This is a genomic window from Winogradskyella psychrotolerans, from assembly GCF_018860545.1.
GTDB classification, from domain to species: domain Bacteria; phylum Bacteroidota; class Bacteroidia; order Flavobacteriales; family Flavobacteriaceae; genus Winogradskyella; species Winogradskyella psychrotolerans_A.
Map to the genome: position 1 here is coordinate 29567 of NZ_JAHKPN010000035.1, position 21066 is coordinate 50632.

Below are 21066 nucleotides of genomic sequence, written 5' to 3' on the forward strand. Positions count from 1 at the left end.
AGTTCGAGTGATTTTTGAAGTATAAGAAAATTGTATCGAGAACTATTGTTACTACGAAGCTTCTCGATACAAAATATCAAAAAGGAAATTTCACTCGCAGTGACGAAAACACACATAAACTATTAAAATGACAGCACAAACCCTATTCTATATTATCCTAGCCATCATTATCATCAACTTTATAGTTGATAAAGTACTCGATGCTATAAATGTCAAACATTATAATGACCCAATTCCTGAAGAATTAAACGATGTGTATGATGCTCAGGAATACAAAAAATCACAAGCCTATAAAGCTGTTAATTATAAATTCGGACTAAAAACATCCGTATTTTCTTTTGCGCTAACGTTAGGTTTTTTGCTTTTGGATGGTTTTGAATATGTTGATAATATTGCTAGAAGTTATTCTGAAAACCCAATCATCATAGCATTAATTTTCTTTGGAATTATTATGATTTCGAGCGACATTATCACAACACCATTTGGTTATTATAAAACCTTTGTCATTGAAGAAAAATTCGGTTTTAATAAAACCACCAGAAAGACATTCATACTAGACAAATTGAAAGGCTTACTGATGACGGTTCTTCTTGGAGGTGGCATTATTGCACTTATCGTTTGGTTTTATCAAGTTACCGGAAATCAATTTTGGTTATATGCTTGGGGAATTGTTACCATCTTCACAGTGTTTATGAATATGTTTTATTCTAAACTTATTGTGCCACTATTCAATAAACAAACACCTTTAGAAGATGGCGACTTACGAAACAAAATTTCAGCTTATGCCGAATCGGTTGGTTTTAATCTCGACAAAATATTTATCATCGATGGTTCAAAACGAAGCACTAAAGCCAATGCTTATTTCTCAGGTTTTGGAAGTGAAAAACGCGTCACACTTTACGACACCTTGGTCAACGATTTAAATGATGACGAAATTGTAGCCGTATTAGCGCACGAAGTGGGTCATTATAAAAAAAAGCACATCATTTTTAATTTAGTAACCTCTATCCTACTCACTGGATTAACACTTTTTATTTTATCCATTTTTATTTCGAATCCGCTTTTATCACAAGCCATTGGAGTTGAAAAACCTAGTTTCCACGTTGGACTCATTGCGTTTGGTCTGCTCTACTCGCCTATTTCAGAACTCACAGGTTTAATCATGAATTACGTCTCACGTGTTTTTGAATATCAAGCTGATGATTATGCAAAAAACACCTATAAAGCAGAACCTCTAGTTACATCATTAAAGAAATTATCTAAAAATAGCTTAAGTAATTTAACACCACATAAGGCCTATGTTTTCATGCACTACTCACATCCTACGCTTTTAGAACGTGTTAGAAATTTAAAATCTTAAATTCACAAAACAATAACACAATACCCTTTCATTTTTTATAACTTTGGGTAACCAAAAATAAAAATCATGACAGAGTTAAAAAATAGAAAAGCAATAATAACCGGAGGCAGTCGAGGCCTTGGAAAGGCAACCGCAATCGCATTTGCTAAAGAAGGCATTGATGTTGCTATCACAGGAAGAAATGAAGAGGCTTTAAAAGCAACTGTTGCCGAATTACGGGAATTTGGCGTCAATGCAATTTATGCTTCATTTGATGTGAGCAATTATGAAGAAGTTCAGAAGAATATTACAACTTTAATTGATAGTTTAGGCGCTATAGACATTTTAGTAAATAATGCTGGTATTGCAGCTTTCGGAACTTTAAATGATATGGAAGTCAGCCAATGGAGCCAGATTATACAGACCAATGTTATGGGTATGTATTATGTAACAAAGGAGGTCTTACCACATTTAATTGCCAAAAATGAAGGTGATATTATTAATGTATCTTCAACGGCTGGTTTAAACGGAAATGCATCTACTTCTGCCTATTCTGCTTCGAAATTTGCGGTTATCGGAATGTCGCAATCCTTAATGAAAGAAGTCCGTAAAAACAATATTAGAGTGTGTACGTTAACACCAAGTACCATTGCATCAGACATGTCTATAGAATTAGGAATTGCAAATAAAGACTCTGAAGATAGTGTTTTACAACCTGAAGATTTTGCTGAATTAATCGTTTCTGGTTTAAAATTACCACGTAGAGCTATGATGGCAAATGCCTCTTTATGGTCTACTAATCCGTAAGGATTTTTTTATACAACAACGTAACAAAACCTGCATGTATTGCGGGTGTTGTTGTTTTTACCACATGAGTTAGTTTAGTTATCAACTCAAAAAAGCCGATTAACACATCAATTGAAAATCCTTCTTTATTAATTCCATTATCATCCAGATATAGATTTATCCCAATCCCTATTCAACATAAAGATTGGCTTTCTTCACCAAAGTCTACAGAATACAAAACGCTACACATGCTATAGTTAGGGATCAGATTCCATGAGGACCAGTTCGCAATAAAGCCCTCTTGTAGCCAAACCAGTGACATGCACAATTCCGATATGAATCTTATAGTTTAAGTTTATGTTAAATAAATATTTTTTGATTCACATTTAGACATTTTTTGTAATTTTGTCGAAAATCAAACAAAACAGCAACAAATGTCGAATTCCAGTAAAGACGAGTTTGTAAAAACACAGATTATTGAGGCTGCTAAAACGGTATTCGAGACATACGGTTTTAGAAAAGCTAGTATGGGACTCATAGCAGAAGCTAGCAAAAAAGGTAGAAGCACGCTTTATTATTATTACAAAAATAAAGAAGATGTTTTTAAAGCTTGTATGTTCGACTTACACAAACCTCTGATAAAGAGCTGTAAATTAAAACTTTCAAATAAAAACACATTAGATAAAAATCTATCTATTTACGTCAATGAGCATATCATTTATATAGAAAATGCCTTAGAAACTTATAAAATCATATTAAATGATTTAAGACAAGGGGAAGATTTTATTTCCTCTGTTGCAGTTAAAATTCATCAGCAAGACATAGAAGTAATAAAAGATTGTTTAACATGGGCTATTCAAAACAAAGAAATAGAAACTTTAGATAGTGAACATATCAATTTCTTAGCCACCAGTATCGTAAATACTATCGATAATACTAAGAAAGAATTTTTCATCTATGAAACCTTGAAAGGCGACATACAAACAAAAATAAACTGGATTAATAATCTACTTATACACTCATTAAAAATTAAATAACCCAAAATAATGACTAAACATTTTTTATATGCTATGCTCTTAGGGCTAACTATAATTTCTTGTGCAGAAGAGAAAACTAGCAAATCCATTACTCCTATTGCCGTTAATGTTTTAAATATCACCCCAAATAATGGTGTTGACGGTAGTTCTGAAAAATTCCCAGGCATTATTAAACCTGTAAAAACTGCAACTATGAGTTTTCAAGTCGCAGGAGATATTACAAATTTACCGGTTAATATGGGTGATTATGTAAAAAAAGGACAGCTTATCGCCGCTATAGATCCTTCTTTATATAAAGCACAGTATGAAGCCAATAAAGCACAAGCTAATCTTGCTAAAGAAAACTTTACAAGAATAAATAATGTATTTCAAAAAGGTAGCATTGCAGAAATACGAATGCTAGAAGCAAAATCTAACTACGAACAAGCGCAATCTGCTTTAAATGCAGCCAGCAAAAATTTAAACCACACCAAATTAACGGCACCTTTTAGTGGCTATATCAGTAATAAATTAATGGAATCTGGCGATGTTGCTTCGCCTGGAATGCCTGTTGTCGAATTGGTAGATTTAAGCAAAGTACAGGCCATCATTTCGTTATCAGACAAAGAAGTAAACCACTACAAAACTGGAACAAAAGCTACTATTTACGTTCCAACTTTAGATAAAACATTTTCTGGAACCTTAACAGAAATAGCTATACAATCTGAAAGTCGAACTCCTGTTTATACCGCTAAAATAACTGTAGATAATCCTGATTTCCTTTTAAAACCAGGCATGACCTGTACTAATGTCGTTGAAAACACAGACAATAAAGCTACCATTCAAAATTTTAAACTTCCTGTAGATGTTGTATCTATAACCAACGAAGGTCAAAACTTTGTATATGTTGTCAATGCCGAAAACAATACCGCACAACGCAAAATCGTAGAAATTGGTAAACTCTATAACGATGGTATCGAAATTAAAAACGGCCTTGCTATTGGAGACAAAGTCATTACGTCTGGTTACCACAAATTAACAAACAATACACCCATTAAAATTTTAACAAAATAGAAGATGAAACAAAAAGGTTCACTTATTGAATGGGGAATGAAAAACACCGCTTTCCCTGTCGCGCTAGCTGTGGTGTTTTTTTGTATTGGTATTTTGGGCTTGGTTAATATGTCTAGGAACGAGTTTCCAGATTTTACCATACGCACCGGTCTTGTGGTTGGTGTATATCCTGGAGCAAGTACTGAAGAAGTTGAAGCACAACTTACTACCAAATTAGAAGAATATTTATTTAGTTTTAATGAAATAGACAAAGCAAAAACCTACTCGTATTCGCAAGAAGGTATGAGCTATGTGTATGTTGAAATTGCTAATACCGTTGATAAATATGAAACACAACAATTCTGGAATAGACTAAAAAATGATTTATTTGTTTTTCAACAAACCTCTTTACCACCAGAAGTTAGAGGCGTTATAGTCAATAGCGATTTTGGTAACACTGCCGCCATGATTTTAACGGTAGAATCTAAAGACAGACCGTATAAAGATTTACAACTGCATGCTGAAGAAATAATAGACGATTTACGTGGTATTGAAGAAATGGCTAAAATCAGCTATTCTGGTAGTATAAATGAACAAATCGCGGTTTATGTAGACCAAAACAAACTCGCCGAATATGCCATAAGTCCAGGTATGTTAATGCAAAGTTTAAATGCGCAAGGTGCTATTAATGTTGCTGGAGACTTAGAATCGGAAACCATAGATTACCCTATTCATATTAATCCATCATTTAATGATATCGCAGATATTTCGCAACACATCATTACTTCAGATGCTAACGGAAATGTAATTCGCGTAGGCGATATTGCAGAAGTAAAACGCGAGTATAACGATCCAGATTCTTACATTAAAAGTAATGGCACACGAAGCATCATCATTACTTTAGAAATGGCTAAAGGCAACAATATTGTTCAATTTGGTGATGAAATTGAAGAACACATAGCCCAACTAAAGGAAGATTTACCGCAAGACATCAGTATAAATGTTATTGCTGACCAACCAGAAGCTGTCAACCATTCTATAGCGCATTTTATGAAAGAGTTTGGCTACGCACTTATGGGTGTTATCTTGGTTTGTATGTTGCTACTACCATTTCGTGTAGCGTCACTAGCTGCAGCAACCATACCTATTACCATTGCTTCTACATTGGCGGTTATGTATTTATTAAACATGGAGCTAAACACCGTTACACTGGCGGCTTTAATTGTTGTATTAGGTATTGTGGTGGACGACCCTATTGTGGTTATTGATAATTACGTTGAAAAACTAGACGAAGGTAAATCACGCTGGGAAGCCGCTTTAGAAAGTGCCACCGAATTATTTCCGTCTGTATTTACCGCAACTTTAGCAATTTCGGCAACCTTTTTCCCGCTTATGTTTTTTATGAGCGGAACAGCAAAAGACTTTTTAAGTACGTTTCCTTGGACCATATCTATAGCCTTATTCCTATCGCTAACCATTTCTGTATTATTGGTACCGCATTTAAATACCGTTTTTATAAAAAAAGGACTGCATTCACATAAAAAAGAAGGTGAAGAACACAAAAAATCGATGCTAGATCGTATTCAGAACTTCTTTAATAGTAGCGTAAACAGCGCTATGAAGCATTACCGAATCACAGTTATAGCTGGTACACTCTCAATACTTTTAGGGTTGTTTTTGTTTTCAAATGTAAGTCAGGAATTATTTCCAATCGTTGAAAGAAATCAATTTGCCGTAGAAGTTAACTTAAACAAATCTAGTAATTTAGAAGAAACAGCCAAGGTTGTAAATGAATTTGAGAAAGTATTAGCAAATGATGAACGCGTGGTCAACTACACCAGTTTTATCGGCGAAAGTTCACCAAGATTCCATATGGTGTATGCCCCTAATTTACCAGCAAAAAACTACGCGCAAATACTGGTGACAACAACTTCTGATGATGCTACTGAAGAGGTATTAAGAGAATACGACAAAAAATATGCAGACATGTTTCCTAATGCTTATTTACGAATGAAGCAATTAAACATGGTCAATAAATCTGCACCTATTGAAATTAAATTATATGGAGATGATATTGCTGAAATAAAACAGTATGGTGATTCTATCATTAACCTAGCCAGACAAACACCACAAGCCATTTGGTCTAGAACTGATTTTGGTGAGGTTTATAACAAAGTTGGTATTCAACTCAAAGAACAGCAACTTGCACAAGCTGGCTTAACAAAACAAGATGTTGCCAACACTATTGCAATGAACACGGAAGGTTTACACGCCACACAAATTTATGATGATAATTACGCCATAAACGTAAAGGTAAAGTCTAAAACGGATAAGGCACAAACCCTATCAGACCTTAACCAACTTTCAATTATTGTGCCTTCAACAGGTAAAAATATTCCATTAAACCAAGTTGCAGACATAAAAGCAAATTGGGGACAAGAGCGCATTGTCCGGCAAAATGGTATGCGATGTTTAACCGTAAGAGTAGATATTGAAAAAGGCGCTGTAGCTAATGTGGTTTTAGAAAAAATTAAACCAAAACTAGAAGCACTTCATATTCCAGAGCACATAAGAGTAGATTATGGTGGTGAGTTTGAAATGGCTCAAGAAAACCTGTTACCAATGGGAGTTTCTCTTTTAGTCAGTGTGGTTTTAATTATATTGATTCTTATATGGCATTTTAAATCATTTAAGCATGCGATTTTAAGTTTTATAACCATGCCGTTAAGTATTTTAGGAGCTGCGCTTGGGCTACTTTTAATGCAATATCCATTTGGTTTCACCTCTTTCTTAGGTATTTTGGCCTTATGTGGTATTGTGGTAAGAAACGGTATCATTTTAATTGACTACGCCGATGAGCTTCATCGCCACCATGGCAAAACCTATAGAGAAGCAGCCATTTTATCTGCGGAACGTAGAATGCGTCCCATATTTTTAACGTCAGCAGCAGCTGCTGTAGGTGTAACACCTATGATTATAAGCCGCTCTAGCCTCTGGGGACCTCTTGGTACTGTAATCGCGTTTGGTTTACTAATCTCAATGGTGCTCACCCTTTATGTTTTACCAATTTTGTATTGGTTATTTTTTAGAGCAGATGAAGACAAAATAGAACAAGAACAAAACATTTAGAATCATGATGAAGACCTATAAATCAGCATATTTTACAGCTAGTTTGTTTATTGTTTTCCTGTTAAGCATCACTAATATAAATGCGCAAGAAAACCAATTAAAACTAGATGATTTAAAAAAGAAAGCGCTTCAATATAGCAGAAGTATAAAAAACGATTCGCTATTAATAAAAAGAGCGAAATTTGTAAAACAAGAAGCATTTCATAATTATTTCCCTGAAGTATCAGCAAGCGCATTTGCAGTTCAAGCATTTGATTATTTGGTTCCTGAAATACCAAACTATTTACCAAATGGTATAGAGAATTTGTATTCGGTAAGTGCTGCTGCAACTCAAGCTGTTTATGCTGGTGGAAAAGTAAGAATTGGTAATGACCTTGCTGAATTACAACTAGAAGCTAGGAAAATTGGGCATGAAACTGCAGTGGATTCAGTTATGCTAAATACGGAATTAAAATTTTGGCAATTAATACAAATACAAGAACAACAAAAAGTACTCACTGCCGGAAAAAACTATGTAAACGAACTTTTAAAACAGCAACAAGACTTATTAGATGCAGGCCTCATTTCTAAAAGCCAAATGTTACAAGTAAAAGTTGAAAAAAGCAATATTCTAGCTAACGAATTAGAGCTTTCTAACTTACGAAAAATCGCCCTTTTAGATTTAGCACTTTATGTTGGTATACCTTTCGATACCGCAATGGTGGCTACAAGTAATGTAACTAAAGACAATTTTTCAACTTCAATCTTAAATGATAATTTAAGTATAGATTTGCCCAATAACAATCTTTATCAGTTATCAAAAAAGCAAGTTGATGCGGCTCAATTGCAAGTTAAAAACGAAAAATCTAATTTATTGCCGCAAGTAGCAATTGGTATTAATGCTGCAAAAGTGGGATCGTTTAACGATGCTTTTAATATGAATATTCAGCCCATTGCTTTTGGTTCTGTAACCATACCTATTTCGGCGTTTTGGGGCAAAGAAAAAAAGCGAATTCACCAAAAAGAGGTGGACTTAAAAATTGCTGAAAATAATTTATTGGATGTTGAAGACCAATTAACAAAATACATTACCAAAAATTGGTACGATTTACAAACAGCCAACAAACGCATACAGTTTGCTTTGGACAAACTTGATTTTGCTACCGAAAATTTAGAAGCGCAACGTGACAATTACAATAATGGGTTAAATAATTTATCGGATTTATTAGACGCTAGACAAACTAAAGAAGAAGCCGAAGCCGATGTAGTGAATGCCATTGCCAATTTTAAACAAAAAGAAGCAACATACCTATACAGCATAAATCAAATAGAAATTCCGGATTTAGATTAATAGCAAAACTAAAACCAACAAAAAGGCTATTAAGCAGTGTTACTTTCATTGTTTTTAGCCTTTTTTATTTTCAACATTCTACCAAGAATTACTTCAATTTATAAAAGGTTATTTATTTAAAACTTCATAAAAAAAACTGATAGACTTATAATTAATCGCTAACGCTAGTCTTTATGGTTTTAAAAACTAATAAACAATAGATTAATTAAGATTTTAAGCGTCAAGTAAGCGGTGCGATTATAACATGAATTTATAAAACATTAATACATTAAAAATTTCATCTTTTAAGTAACTTCAAAAATTCTCTAAAAAAACCCGTTGTTTATATCATAGACTTTGTTTACTTTAGTTCTTATGACAGAGGAAGCTATAGAAAAAGAAAATAAAGCCATTGCCAAAGCCTACAAAGAATTACTTAAGGTCAGTTATCAAACTTTAACTGATGATGATAAGAAATTAATTCGACACGCCTTTGAAGTCGCCGTTGACGCTCATAAAGATCAGCGACGAAAATCTGGGGAAGCTTATATATTTCACCCTATTGCTGTAGCAAAAATTGTGGCACAAGAAATCGGAATGGATGCTACATCTATTGCGGCAGCTTTACTCCATGATGTCGTTGAAGACAATCCGGATTACACGATTGACGACATGGAGCAATTGTTTGGAGAAACCGTAGCCCGAATTGTAGATGGGCTCACCAAAATTTCTTCATTAAAGAAAGACATGGATGTGTCTTTGCAAGCGGAGAATTTCAGAAAAATGCTACTTACTCTAAATGATGACGTTAGAGTAATTATTATAAAGATAGCAGACCGTTTGCACAATATGCAAACCATGGATTCTATGCGATCGGACAAGCAAGTTAAAATCGCTTCAGAAACCCTGTATATTTATGCTCCTTTAGCACATAGAATTGGGCTTTATAATATAAAAACCGAGTTAGAAGACTTAGGTTTAAAATATACCGAACCTGAAGTTTACAATGACATTTTAGGTAAGATCCAAGACAGTAAAGAAGATCAAGACGCGTATATTAAAGCGTTTTCAAAAGTCATTGAAGATTCTTTAAATACTGAAGGCTTAAACTACGAAATTAAAGGACGACCTAAGTCAATCTTCAGTATTCGCAGGAAGATGGTAAAACAAGGGGTTTCTTTCGACGAGGTTTATGATAAATTTGCTGTTAGAATTATATACAAATCAGATTTAGCCAACGAAAAGTTTCTAGCCTGGAAAATTTACTCCATTGTAACCGATCATTTTACTCCCAATCCTATTCGACTTCGAGATTGGATTTCCTCTCCGAAATCTACAGGTTATGAAGCCCTTCATATTACCGTTGTTGGTCCAAAAAGCCGTTGGGTGGAAGTTCAGATTCGAAGTCAACGAATGAATGAAATTGCAGAAAAAGGTTATGCGGCGCATTACAAGTACAAAAACGCAGATGCTAAAGAAGATAATTTAGATTTATGGATTAATCGTTTACAAGAGGCGTTAGAAAATAACGAAGCCGATGCTGTTGATTTTGTAGAACAATTTAAACTCAATTTATATTCAAAAGAGATTTTTGTCTTCTCGCCAAAAGGAGATTTAAAATCTTTACCTAAAGGCGCTACTCCGCTCGACTTCGCATTTAGCATTCACACTGAAGTGGGTTTAAAAACGCGTGGAGCTAAAGTAAATGGCAAATTAATGCCGTTGAGTCACGAGCTACAGAGTGGTGACCGTGTAGAAATATTAACGTCAGACAGTGCTAAACCCAACTCTAACTGGCTAGATTATGCGACAACAGCAAGAGCACGCAGCAAAATTAAATCGGCTTTAAACGAGGGTACAAAAGAAATTGCTGAAGAAGGAAAGGAGATTTTAAGAAGAAAATTAAAACAACTTAAAATTACACTCAATGAAAATTCCGTAAATGAACTGGTCAGCTACTTTAAGCTGAACACTTCCTTAGATTTATTTTATCGTGTTGGTATTGGAACAATAGACAATACAAAACTAAAAGCCTTTGCCTCTTCTCGAAGCAATGCCTTTGTAAGTTATTTTAAAAACAAAATTTACAAACCGCCTGTTTCTAAAGATATCCATAAAGAAGAGCTCACGTCTAAATTTGACATGCTTGTTTTTGGTAAAGAAGAAGAAAAACTCAACTATACTTTAGCTAATTGTTGTAATCCAATTCCTGGAGATAAAGTATTTGGTTTCTTAACCATTAACGATGGCTTAAAAGTTCATAAAACCAATTGCCCAAATGCTGTGAGCTTACAATCTAACTATGCGTATAGAATTATGCAAGCCAAATGGATTGATTCATCGCAACAGGTCTATACCTCGCAGATTCTGTTATCTGGTATAGACAATTTAGGACTTGTAAACGATATCACTAGACTTATCTCAGGCAATATGCACGTTAATATGAAGAGTATTAGCTTTTCTAGTGATGATGGCATCTTTACAGGAAAAATAACAGTTCAGGTTAAAAATCAGGCCATGCTAAAAAAGCTCATTGATAAGCTTAAAAAAATTAATGGAATTGACAAAGTAACTCGAGTATAAAGGTTATTAACTATTATTCTAAACTTGTTCATTTCTTTCGGTTATAATCACGAATTTTATAATTCATATCCTATAAAATTTGTGTAAATTTGCCCTTTAATTATGAATGCAACCACACAAGAAAGTAATCAGGAAATCGTAAAACGTGTTTTTACACAATTCCTTGAAGACAAAGGTCATAGAAAAACACCTGAGCGCTACGCTATACTTCAAGAAATTTACGATAACAAAGACCATTTTGATATTGAATCTCTATATATCAAAATGAAAAACAAAAACTATCGCGTCAGTAGAGCGACGCTTTACAACACTATTGAATTACTATTAGAATGTGCCTTAGTCCGCAAACATCAGTTTGGTAAAAGTCAGGCACATTACGAAAAATCGTATTTTGATAAAAACCACGATCATGTCATTCTCACAGATACCGGAGAAGTCATCGAATTTTGTGACCCACGCATTCAATCTATCAAAAAAACCATAGAAGAGGTTTTTGATATTCAGATAACTAATCATTCATTATATTTTTACGGTAATCGTAAAAAAGACGACTAACTCAATTTTAAAATGGCAGTAGATTTACTACTTGGATTACAATGGGGAGATGAAGGCAAAGGAAAAATTGTCGATGTATTTACCTCTAATTACGATATTATTGCACGTTTTCAAGGTGGCCCAAATGCAGGTCACACTTTAGTGTTTAACGGTAAAAAACATGTTTTACACACGATCCCTTCAGGTATTTTTCACGAAAACAAAGTGAATCTTGTTGGTAATGGTGTTGTTATTGACCCTGTTATTTTCAAAAAAGAGCTCGATAAGTTAGAAGAGCAAAATGTAGATTATAAAAAATCTCTTTGTATTTCGCGTAAAGCTCATATCATCTTACCAACACACCGTTTATTGGATGCTGCGAGTGAAGCTTCTAAAGGAAAAGCAAAAATTGGATCTACTTTAAAAGGTATTGGTCCAACATACATGGACAAAACCGGCAGAAACGGAATAAGAGTTGGCGATATTGAATTAGCCGATTGGAAAGATAAATACAGAGCTTTAGCAGACAAGCACGAAGCGATGATTGAATTTTACAATGTTGATATTCAATACGATTTAAAAGAATTAGAAGCCGATTTCTTCGAAGCTATTGAAACTTTAAAAAGTTTAGCTTTTATTGATTCTGAAGAATACATCCATCAAGCACAACAGTCAGGTAAATCTATATTAGCAGAAGGAGCTCAAGGGTCTTTATTAGATATTGACTTCGGAACATACCCTTTTGTAACGTCTTCAAATACAACAGCAGCAGGTGCCTGTACAGGTTTAGGTGTTGCACCTAACCAAATTGGTGAAGTCTTCGGTATTTTTAAAGCTTATACAACTCGTGTTGGTTCAGGTCCATTTCCTACAGAATTATTTGACGAAGATGGTGAAACAATGGCTAAAGTTGGAAACGAATTCGGAGCTACAACTGGTCGCCCAAGACGTTGCGGTTGGTTAGACTTAGTAGCGTTACGTTATGCATGTCAAGTTAATGGAGTGACACAACTCATTATGATGAAAGGAGATGTGCTTTCTGGATTTGAAACCCTTAAAGTATGTACTGCTTACAACTATAAAGGTGAAACGATTACACATTTACCTTACAATATTGAAGAAGAAAACATCACACCTATCTATACAGAAGTAAAAGGTTGGGCTGCTGATTTAACAGGAATGACCGAAGCTTCGCAACTTCCAGAAAATCTTAACGGTTATGTTGAGTTCTTAGAAAAAGAATTAAACATTCCTATTACAATTGTATCTGTAGGTCCTGATCGTAAACAAACCATTATTCGCAAGACGGTTTAAGTATATGGTTCAAAAGGTTGCTTTTTTTATCTTAGGTCTTGTTTCAATTGTAGGGTATTCCCAAAATTCAAACGGACAGATAGAATTAAGTTATCCTATAACGCTCGATGATAATTTTGTAGGTCAAAACTATAAAGGCATCATTGACTTGGGGCTTCAATATCGTTTTGCTAACTTAAAGATCTTCCATATTGGGGGTTCGCTTAACGCAGGTTATTTAAAAAAATCCGTACAAGAACCCACACAACCAGCTGATGTTAAACTGTTTACTATTCAACCTAGAGTTTTTGCAAAATTATATTTACCTAACCTTACAAAGTTTCATCCTTCTGTAGGGTTAGGATATAGTATTTTTATGTTTAAACCAGTCAATGAAGCCACGTTACTTAACAACACTCAGTATGATAGTGAAAACAGTTCGGGCTTTAATTTTAATGTCGCATTAGCTTACGACCTTACTTCTAAAGTCTTACTTCTACTTCAATACGATTTTGTAAAACTTGCTACAGACCACGATATCCCAGATATTACTTACAATACAAATATTAATATTTTAAAGATTGGATTGGGTTACAAATTCTAATACGACCATAATTATCTGTTAAAAAAAACGTTAACGCACACTAAAGCCATTCTAATAAGTGTTATTTTGTAAAAAATATATGTCTTTTGAAACCATTTAAATATTTTCTTTTTACTATTTGCTTCACGGCGGTCTTCTTTAGCTTTGCACAAGAACGACAGAAAATAACCGTAAAATATTCTGGTAGTACTTCAACATCTCCAGATATTAAAGAAGGAGCTTTGGTTTTCCTTCGAGACAAGTCAAAACAAGTCCACTTTATACATAAAGGGGCTGATCTGTTTTGCGATAAGGCCATTTATTATGAAGACCAAGACTTTATAGAAGCCTTTAGCAACGTTGTAATGAAACAAGGAGACTCCATTAACATGGTTGCTAAATATTTAGAATATAGTGGAAAATCTCAATTGGCCATTGCCAGAGGTGACGTCGTTTTAACAGAACCGCAATCCGTTCTTAAAACCGACACCCTTTATTTTGATCGCCTAAAGCAGCAAGCTTATTATAATACTCGAGGAACAGTCGTAAGAGATACTTCGGGAACTATTACCAGCCAAATTGGAAGGTATTACATGAATTCTAGCAAATACCAATTTGTACAAGATGTGGTACTTGTTAATCCAAAATATACACTTAACACAGAACGTCTCGATTTCTTTACAGAAAATGGATTCGCTTATCTTTTTGGTCCTTCGACAATCGTTGGAGAAGCGAGTAAAATTTATTCTGAACGTGGATTTTATGACACCAATAACAATATAGGACATTTTCAACGTAACGCTAAAATCGACTACGACAATCGCACTATAGAAGGAGATAGCTTATATTTTGATCGCGATAAAAGTTTCGCTTCAGCCACAAATAACATTACCGTCACCGATACACTTAATAAAAGTATTGTAAAAGGTCATTATGCCGAAGTTTGGCGCGCAAAAGACTCCATGTACATTACTAAACGTGCTTTAGCGATTACCGTTCAAGATAACGATTCAATTTATATCCATGCAGATACACTCATGGTTACTGGCCAACCCGAAAATCGTATCACTCGCGCATATTATAACGCAAGATTGTACAAAAGCAATATGGCCGGTAAAGCTGATTCTATTCATGTCAACCACAAAGAAGGCTTAACCCAATTAATTAACCTTAATAGATTTAGTTCTGCAGATGTTTTTGCTACGAAACGAAAACCTATCCTATGGAATATCGGTAACCAAATGTCTGGAGATACAATTCATTTAATTTCTAACCCAAAAACCGAACAATTAGACTCATTAAAAGTATTTGACAATTCATTTTTAATAAATAAAGATACCATTGGAGAGAATAATTACAACCAAATAAAAGGGTTATACCTAATTGGGTTATTCAAGGACAATGAACTCTACAATGTTGATATTATTAAAAATGCAGAAACCATTCGGTATTTGCGAAATGACGACGGAGAATTAATAGGTATTCAAAAATCGAAATCAGGTAGTATTAATGTTAAAATTATTGACCAAACTATAGATGAAGTCCGTTTTATCAATCAAATTGATGGTAATATTTTCCCAGAATCCGACTTCCCTAAAAGTGGTAAGCGACTAAGAGACTTCGATTGGCGTGGCGATGAACAACCACTGTCTGTTGAAGATTTATTTAGTGATGATCCACCTTTAGACTTACCTATAATTAAAGGATTACGCGATTACATTCCACCAGAAGAATTTATTGATGATAGTGTTACGGAACGTATTGAAGAAGCTGGAAAAGCAACTCCAGAAAAAGAGAATAAAGCGGCTCGAAACCTTCCTAAAAAGACCGAAGTAAAACCATTAGAATCTGCAACCAAAAAGACAGACTCTACAACGACGACACCACTGAAATCCGTAATCAAAAAAGAAGGTCTATAATTGAAAGATGCATTTCTAAAATACCAAGCACAGACGACTCCACATCCATTGGCCATGGAAATAAGTCGTGCTAAAGGATCTTATATTTATGATTCCAAAGGCAAAGCCTATCTCGATTTTGTAGCTGGAGTTTCCGCATGTAGTTTAGGACATTCGCATCCAAAAGTTGTTTCGGCAATAAAGGACCAATTGGATAAATACCTTCATGTCATGGTGTATGGAGAATACATTCAAAAACCAGCCTTAGAATTAACAAAGTTATTAGCCCAACATTTACCACAGCCTTTAGAATCTACATATCTTGTAAATTCTGGAACTGAAGCAATTGAAGGCAGTCTAAAGTTAGCCAGACGTTTCACTGGTCGATCCGAAATTATTGCAGCTAAAAATGCCTATCATGGCAATACTATGGGATCTCTAAGTCTTATGGACTATGAAGAACGTAAACAACCGTTTCTACCATTAATTCCAGATATAAAGCATATAGAATTTAATTCTGAACAAGACTTAGAAAACATCACAGAAGAGACTGCAGCCGTTATTCTTGAAACTATCCAAGGAGGAGCCGGTTTTATTGAACCTACTTATAACTATCTATCCAAAGTACAGCAACGTTGTAATGCTGTTGGTGCCGTTTTTATTCTTGATGAAATTCAACCAGGAATCGGAAGAACTGGAAAATTATTCGGATTCCAAAACTACAACTGCCAACCAGATATTGTAGTTACAGGCAAAGGTTTAGGTGGTGGTTTACCAATTGGTGCTTTTACCGCATCAAAAGAAATGATGGATTCGTTGAGCGATAATCCAAAACTTGGACATATAACAACGTTCGGCGGCAATCCCGTAATTGCAGCCGCAGCTTTAGCGACTTTAAAAGAAATCACCCAAACAAATCTCATGTCAGAAGCTTTAAAAAAAGAGCAATTGGTTAGGGAACATCTTCAACATAAACATATCACAGAGATTAGAGGTCGTGGTTTAATGTTAGCCGCTTTTACAGATACCGCAGACATTACAAATGAAGTGATTTTGAAAGCCCAAGACCAAGGCTTAATCTTATTTTGGCTACTTTTTGAACCGAAAGCTATTCGAATTACACCTCCGTTAACCATTTCTAATGATGAAATAATAGAAGGATGTCGTATTATAACTTCAATTTTGAATCAAATTTAACCAAATCAAAAAGCATTCAATTCACTCATTTTCAAACCATTAAGCCCTTTGACATAAATGATAATTTGAATGTTAATTAATTTGTTAAGAACATTAGTTCAAAAACGGATGTTGAGTAAAGGATAACTGTAATTTTATTTCAGCGAACCATTGAACTATTTATGCAGCAAAGTCAAGACGACGAAAACTTCCCTCTTACTCGATTTGAATCGATGTTAAAGACCAATAATATATTGTTCTTTGATTCTAACGAGTTCGAAAATATTATACACCACTATTTAGAGAATGGCAAAATTGCACTATCTAAGCGCGCCATTAAATTAGGTTTAGAACAGCATCCTTCGTCCATTAACTTAAGACTATTTCAAGTTGAAATTTTAGTTATTGAAAACAAGTTTAAAGAAGCAAATGATCTCTTAGATAGGCTTCATAATATTGAACCTAATAACGAAGAGATTTTTATTCAAAAAGCTAATGTATTATCTAAACAAGATAAACATCAGCAAGCTATAGATACGTTACTGATTGCAATAGACTTATCAAATACACCAGAAGATGATGCTGACTTATATGCTTTAGTGGGTATGGAGTATTTATTTTTAGACCAATTTGAAAATGCCATTATTTATTTTCAAAAATGCTTAGAAAGCGATACTTCAGATTATTCTGCGCTTCATAATATTGTGTATTGTTACGATTTTCTTAATAAGAATACGGAAGCTATAGACTATCTAAATACGTTTTTAAACACAAATCCGTATTGTGAAGTTGCTTGGCATCAATTAGGTAGACAGTATTACACCATAAAGGATTACGCCAAAGCGAATACGGCATTTGATTTTGCAATTATCTCAGATGACACGTTTGTTGGTGCTTATATCGAAAAAGGTAAAGTCTTAGAAAAATTAAAACAGTATGAAGAGGCTATTGACAACTACAAAATTACCTTAGCATTAGAAGATCCAACGTCTTTTGCACTGTTGCGTATTGGGCAATGCTACGCCAAACTCGGACAAGAAGATTTAGCCATTCAGTTTTTCAAAAAAACAATAGATGAAGACCCATTACTTGATAAGGGTTGGGTGGCGATAACCAAGTTTTACACAAAGCGTTTAAACTATCAAAAAGCATTGTACTACATCAATAAAGCCGTTATTATAGATGGTGAGAATGTTCTTTATTGGAAATTATATGCCACAGTAAACAAACGCTTAAATTTTCTTGAAGAAGCAGAGCGTGGTTACAAACGCGCTTTAGATTTAGGTAATTACGAATTAGATACCTGGTTAAATAGGTCGGATGTTTTAACTACGTTAGGAGAATATGAAGCGGCTATATATAATTTACTTCAAGCTTCTGAGTTTTATCCAGAAAATGCCGAAATAGAGTACCGTATAGCTGGTCTGTATTTTACCGTTCATCAAATTGAAGAAGGTCGTTTTCATCTCAAAAATGCCACCCGACTAAATATTGATTATAACTTTATTATTTCAGAATTATTTCCACAACTGATAGATAAGCCAATGATTAAAGCCATAATTACAGAAGGTAAAAAGGCATCAAACTAAAAAAAATCATACCTTAGCATTTCATATTTTTTTAAATAAAATGCAAAGACGATTCATAGATTATTTAGTTATTACTTTTAAAGGTATTGCAATGGGCGCAGCAGATGTTGTTCCAGGTGTTTCTGGCGGAACCATTGCTTTTATATCTGGTATTTACGAAGAACTTATTGAAAGTATTGATAAGGTTAATCTTAGTATTTTCAAAGTTTGGAAACAAGACGGATTTAAAGCCGCTTGGAATTCCTTCAATGGGAATTTTTTAATTGCACTTTTTTCTGGGATAGCCATCAGCATATTATCATTAGCTAAAATCATAAAATGGTTATTACACAACGAACCTATTTTACTTTGGTCCTTCTTCTTTGGACTTGTTTTGGCGAGTATTTTATACATCGCTAAGCAAATTAAAGGTTGGTCCTTAAAATTAGTAATTGCTATTATCATAACATCCATACTTTCATTCTATATAACATTAGCGGAACCTTTTGCTTCACCAGACAGTCCATACTATTTATTATTCTGTGGGTTTATTGCCATTATTGCTATGATTTTACCAGGTGTTTCTGGTGCCTTCATTTTGCTTATTCTTGGAGCGTACCAAACGGCAATTGATACCATTAATAATCTAAGAGATGGGTTATTAAATGGAAATATGGAGCTTTTTAAAGATGCCTTGTTGAAATTTATTTTGCTTGGTATTGGGGCTGTTATTGGACTTAAAGTATTTTCTAAAGCTTTAAATTGGATGTTTAAGCATCATAAAAACCTGACGTTAGCGATTCTAACCGGATTTATGATTGGGTCTCTAAATAAAATTTGGCCTTGGAAAGAAGTCTTAAAAACACGTATTAATTCGGAAGGCGAAATTGTAACCTTACTCGACAAAAGTATTTTACCAACATCATATACAGGTGACAATGAAATTGTAATGGCCATCATTTTTATAGTGGTCGGTTTTGCAACGATTCTTATTCTAGAAAGTTTAGGGAAACAAAAAAACAAGGTGTAATGCAAAGCACAAGATCCTTTAAAGATCGTGTATTTTTAGTCATTAAAGGCTTGGCTATGGGAGCTGCCAACAAAGTTCCAGGCGTCTCTGGAGGCGTTGTTGCTTTTGTAGCTGGTTTCTATGAAGAGTTCATATATTCTTTACAACGGGTTAATAAAACGGCGTTTAAACTCTTATTTAACGGCAGGTTCAGTAGCTTCTATCGCTATATCAATGGGAAGTTCTTAGGCTTACTCTTTTTAGGAATGATAGTGAGTTATTTTAGTGTTTCTAAACTATTAGATTACCTCATTGTACACTACGAGCTCTATGTTTGGAGTACCTTTTTCGGAATGATCTTAGGTTCTATCTATTATATCTCTAAGGATTTTAAAGAATGGAATAGAACCACATTAGTAGCATTAATTCTTGGAGCCATCGCGGGTATTAGTGTTAGTTTTCTAGATCCTGCAACGGAAAACGACAACCTATTTTTTGTCTTCTTTTGTGGTATTATTAGTGTGTCTGGCATGACGTTACCTGGATTTTCTGGATCTTTTATTCTTATCTTATTAGGAAATTATGTATTGCTTTTAGTGGATTCGGTAAATGCACTTTACGATACGATGTTCGATATATTTAGCGGTAATTTTGAATTTATTCATAACACCTATCGCATTCGAATGTTACAAGTTTTAGCAGTATTTACACTAGGGTCAGTGGCAGGATTGGTGACTTTTTCGCATATATTAAGTTATATTCTGAAGCATTACAAATTCATCACACTCGCTACGATAATGGGTTTTATCATCGGTTCGTTAGGAGTTGTTTGGCCATGGAAAAAAACGATTTATAAAATAGATTCTGAAGGTGTTACTATTTTGGATTCCACTGGTAAACAAATCATTGCTAATTACCAGCGTTATTTACCAGAATTGAACACCGAAACTTACATAGCAATTGTTTATATTGCCCTAGGAATCCTCATAGTTTTAGGATTAGAATGGTATGGAGAACGCACAAGACAAATTAAAATTTAAATTCGGACTGGTAGGAAAAGACATCTCCTACTCTTTTTCGCGAGGTTATTTTAAAGAAAAATTCGAATCTGAAAATTCACCACATTCGTATGTGAATTTCGATTTACAATCTATTGATGAGCTTAAAGCCATCATAGATAACACATCTAATTTAAAAGGACTTAACGTTACAATTCCTTATAAGGAACAGGTGATTCCTCTACTTGATAAACTCAATAAACAAGCCGATAAAATTGGAGCAGTAAACACCATTCGGTTTACAAAAAAGAATAAAATCATAGGTTACAATACCGATTTTTACGGTTTTAAGAACTCCCTAAAACCCCATTTAAAATCGCATCATAAAAAAGCATTAATTCTCGGTACGGGTGGTGCCTCTAAAGCAATTGCTTACGCGCTTAAGAAATTGAAAATTAAATATGATTTTGTCTCTCGATCGCAAAAAGAAAACGTGACTTATCTTTACACCGATTTAACAAGTGATATTATTTCACAGTATACCATTATTATCAATTGTACACCAATAGGCACTTTCCCAAATGTTAATCAGTGTCCGGATATTCCGTATGATGCCATTACAAGTAAGCATATTTTATATGATCTTATTTACAACCCAGAGCAAACCAAATTTTTACTATGTGGAGAACTTAAAGGTGCCACAACTATAAATGGACTTGAAATGTTAAGGCTTCAAGCTGAAAAATCATGGGAAATATGGAATAAGTCTTAATAGCTAAGGTCTACAAGCAT

The 21066-nt window shown here is 34.2% G+C and carries 16 protein-coding genes; all 16 read left to right on the forward strand.

The window, feature by feature from the left end:
* Nucleotides 1-127 precede the first annotated feature (127 nt).
* The 16 genes from KO515_RS11985 to KO515_RS12060 all read left to right on the forward strand — a co-directional run bounded on the left by KO515_RS11985 (nucleotide 128) and on the right by KO515_RS12060 (nucleotide 21046).
* Nucleotides 128-1360, forward strand: coding sequence for a M48 family metallopeptidase (locus KO515_RS11985; RefSeq protein ID WP_215936586.1), 1233 nt, complete (start codon nucleotides 128-130; stop codon nucleotides 1358-1360).
* 66 nt (nucleotides 1361-1426) lie between these two features.
* Nucleotides 1427-2146 (forward strand): 3-ketoacyl-ACP reductase, encoded by a 720-nt coding sequence (locus KO515_RS11990; RefSeq protein ID WP_215936587.1) that lies wholly within the window; start codon nucleotides 1427-1429, stop codon nucleotides 2144-2146.
* Between the two features lie 413 nt (nucleotides 2147-2559).
* Nucleotides 2560-3162 (forward strand): TetR/AcrR family transcriptional regulator, encoded by a 603-nt coding sequence (locus tag KO515_RS11995; protein ID WP_215936588.1) that lies wholly within the window; start codon nucleotides 2560-2562, stop codon nucleotides 3160-3162.
* A gap of 9 nt (nucleotides 3163-3171) precedes the next feature.
* Nucleotides 3172-4215: an efflux RND transporter periplasmic adaptor subunit gene (locus KO515_RS12000; protein WP_215936589.1), complete on the forward strand. Its 1044-nt coding sequence runs from the start codon at nucleotides 3172-3174 to the stop codon at nucleotides 4213-4215.
* A gap of 3 nt (nucleotides 4216-4218) precedes the next feature.
* Complete coding sequence (locus KO515_RS12005) at nucleotides 4219-7323, forward strand: efflux RND transporter permease subunit (protein WP_215936590.1); 3105 nt, start codon at nucleotides 4219-4221, stop codon at nucleotides 7321-7323.
* Between the two features lie 4 nt (nucleotides 7324-7327).
* Nucleotides 7328-8653 carry a TolC family protein gene (locus KO515_RS12010; RefSeq protein WP_252723857.1) on the forward strand — a complete coding sequence of 442 codons (1326 nt, stop codon included), beginning with the start codon at nucleotides 7328-7330 and terminating at the stop codon, nucleotides 8651-8653.
* A gap of 354 nt (nucleotides 8654-9007) precedes the next feature.
* Entirely contained in the window at nucleotides 9008-11215 is a 2208-nt protein-coding gene (locus KO515_RS12015) for a RelA/SpoT family protein (RefSeq protein ID WP_215936591.1), read from the forward strand.
* Nucleotides 11216-11317: 102 nt separating this feature from the next.
* Nucleotides 11318-11770 carry a Fur family transcriptional regulator gene (locus KO515_RS12020; protein WP_215936592.1) on the forward strand — a complete coding sequence of 151 codons (453 nt, stop codon included), beginning with the start codon at nucleotides 11318-11320 and terminating at the stop codon, nucleotides 11768-11770.
* Nucleotides 11771-11782: 12 nt separating this feature from the next.
* Nucleotides 11783-13063 carry an adenylosuccinate synthase gene (locus KO515_RS12025; RefSeq protein ID WP_215936593.1) on the forward strand — a complete coding sequence of 427 codons (1281 nt, stop codon included), beginning with the start codon at nucleotides 11783-11785 and terminating at the stop codon, nucleotides 13061-13063.
* Nucleotides 13064-13067: 4 nt separating this feature from the next.
* Nucleotides 13068-13646: an outer membrane protein gene (locus KO515_RS12030; protein ID WP_215936594.1), complete on the forward strand. Its 579-nt coding sequence runs from the start codon at nucleotides 13068-13070 to the stop codon at nucleotides 13644-13646.
* 86 nt (nucleotides 13647-13732) lie between these two features.
* Nucleotides 13733-15544 (forward strand): OstA-like protein, encoded by a 1812-nt coding sequence (locus KO515_RS12035; protein WP_252723858.1) that lies wholly within the window; start codon nucleotides 13733-13735, stop codon nucleotides 15542-15544.
* Nucleotides 15545-16720, forward strand: coding sequence for an aspartate aminotransferase family protein (locus KO515_RS12040; RefSeq protein ID WP_215936595.1), 1176 nt, complete (start codon nucleotides 15545-15547; stop codon nucleotides 16718-16720).
* Nucleotides 16721-16881: 161 nt separating this feature from the next.
* Entirely contained in the window at nucleotides 16882-18288 is a 1407-nt protein-coding gene (locus KO515_RS12045) for a tetratricopeptide repeat protein (protein ID WP_215936596.1), read from the forward strand.
* Between the two features lie 40 nt (nucleotides 18289-18328).
* Nucleotides 18329-19297 (forward strand): DUF368 domain-containing protein, encoded by a 969-nt coding sequence (locus KO515_RS12050; protein WP_215936597.1) that lies wholly within the window; start codon nucleotides 18329-18331, stop codon nucleotides 19295-19297.
* The gene (locus KO515_RS12055; protein WP_215936598.1) at nucleotides 19297-20316 is read left to right on the forward strand and encodes a DUF368 domain-containing protein; all 1020 of its coding nucleotides are present in this window, start codon (nucleotides 19297-19299) and stop codon (nucleotides 20314-20316) included. The genes KO515_RS12050 and KO515_RS12055 overlap by 1 nt, the downstream gene beginning before the upstream one ends.
* Nucleotides 20285-21046, forward strand: a complete 762-nt coding sequence (locus KO515_RS12060) for a shikimate dehydrogenase family protein (RefSeq protein ID WP_215936599.1) — start codon at nucleotides 20285-20287, stop codon at nucleotides 21044-21046. Before KO515_RS12055 ends, KO515_RS12060 begins: the two co-directional genes overlap by 32 nt.
* Nucleotides 21047-21066: the final 20 nt, after the last annotated feature.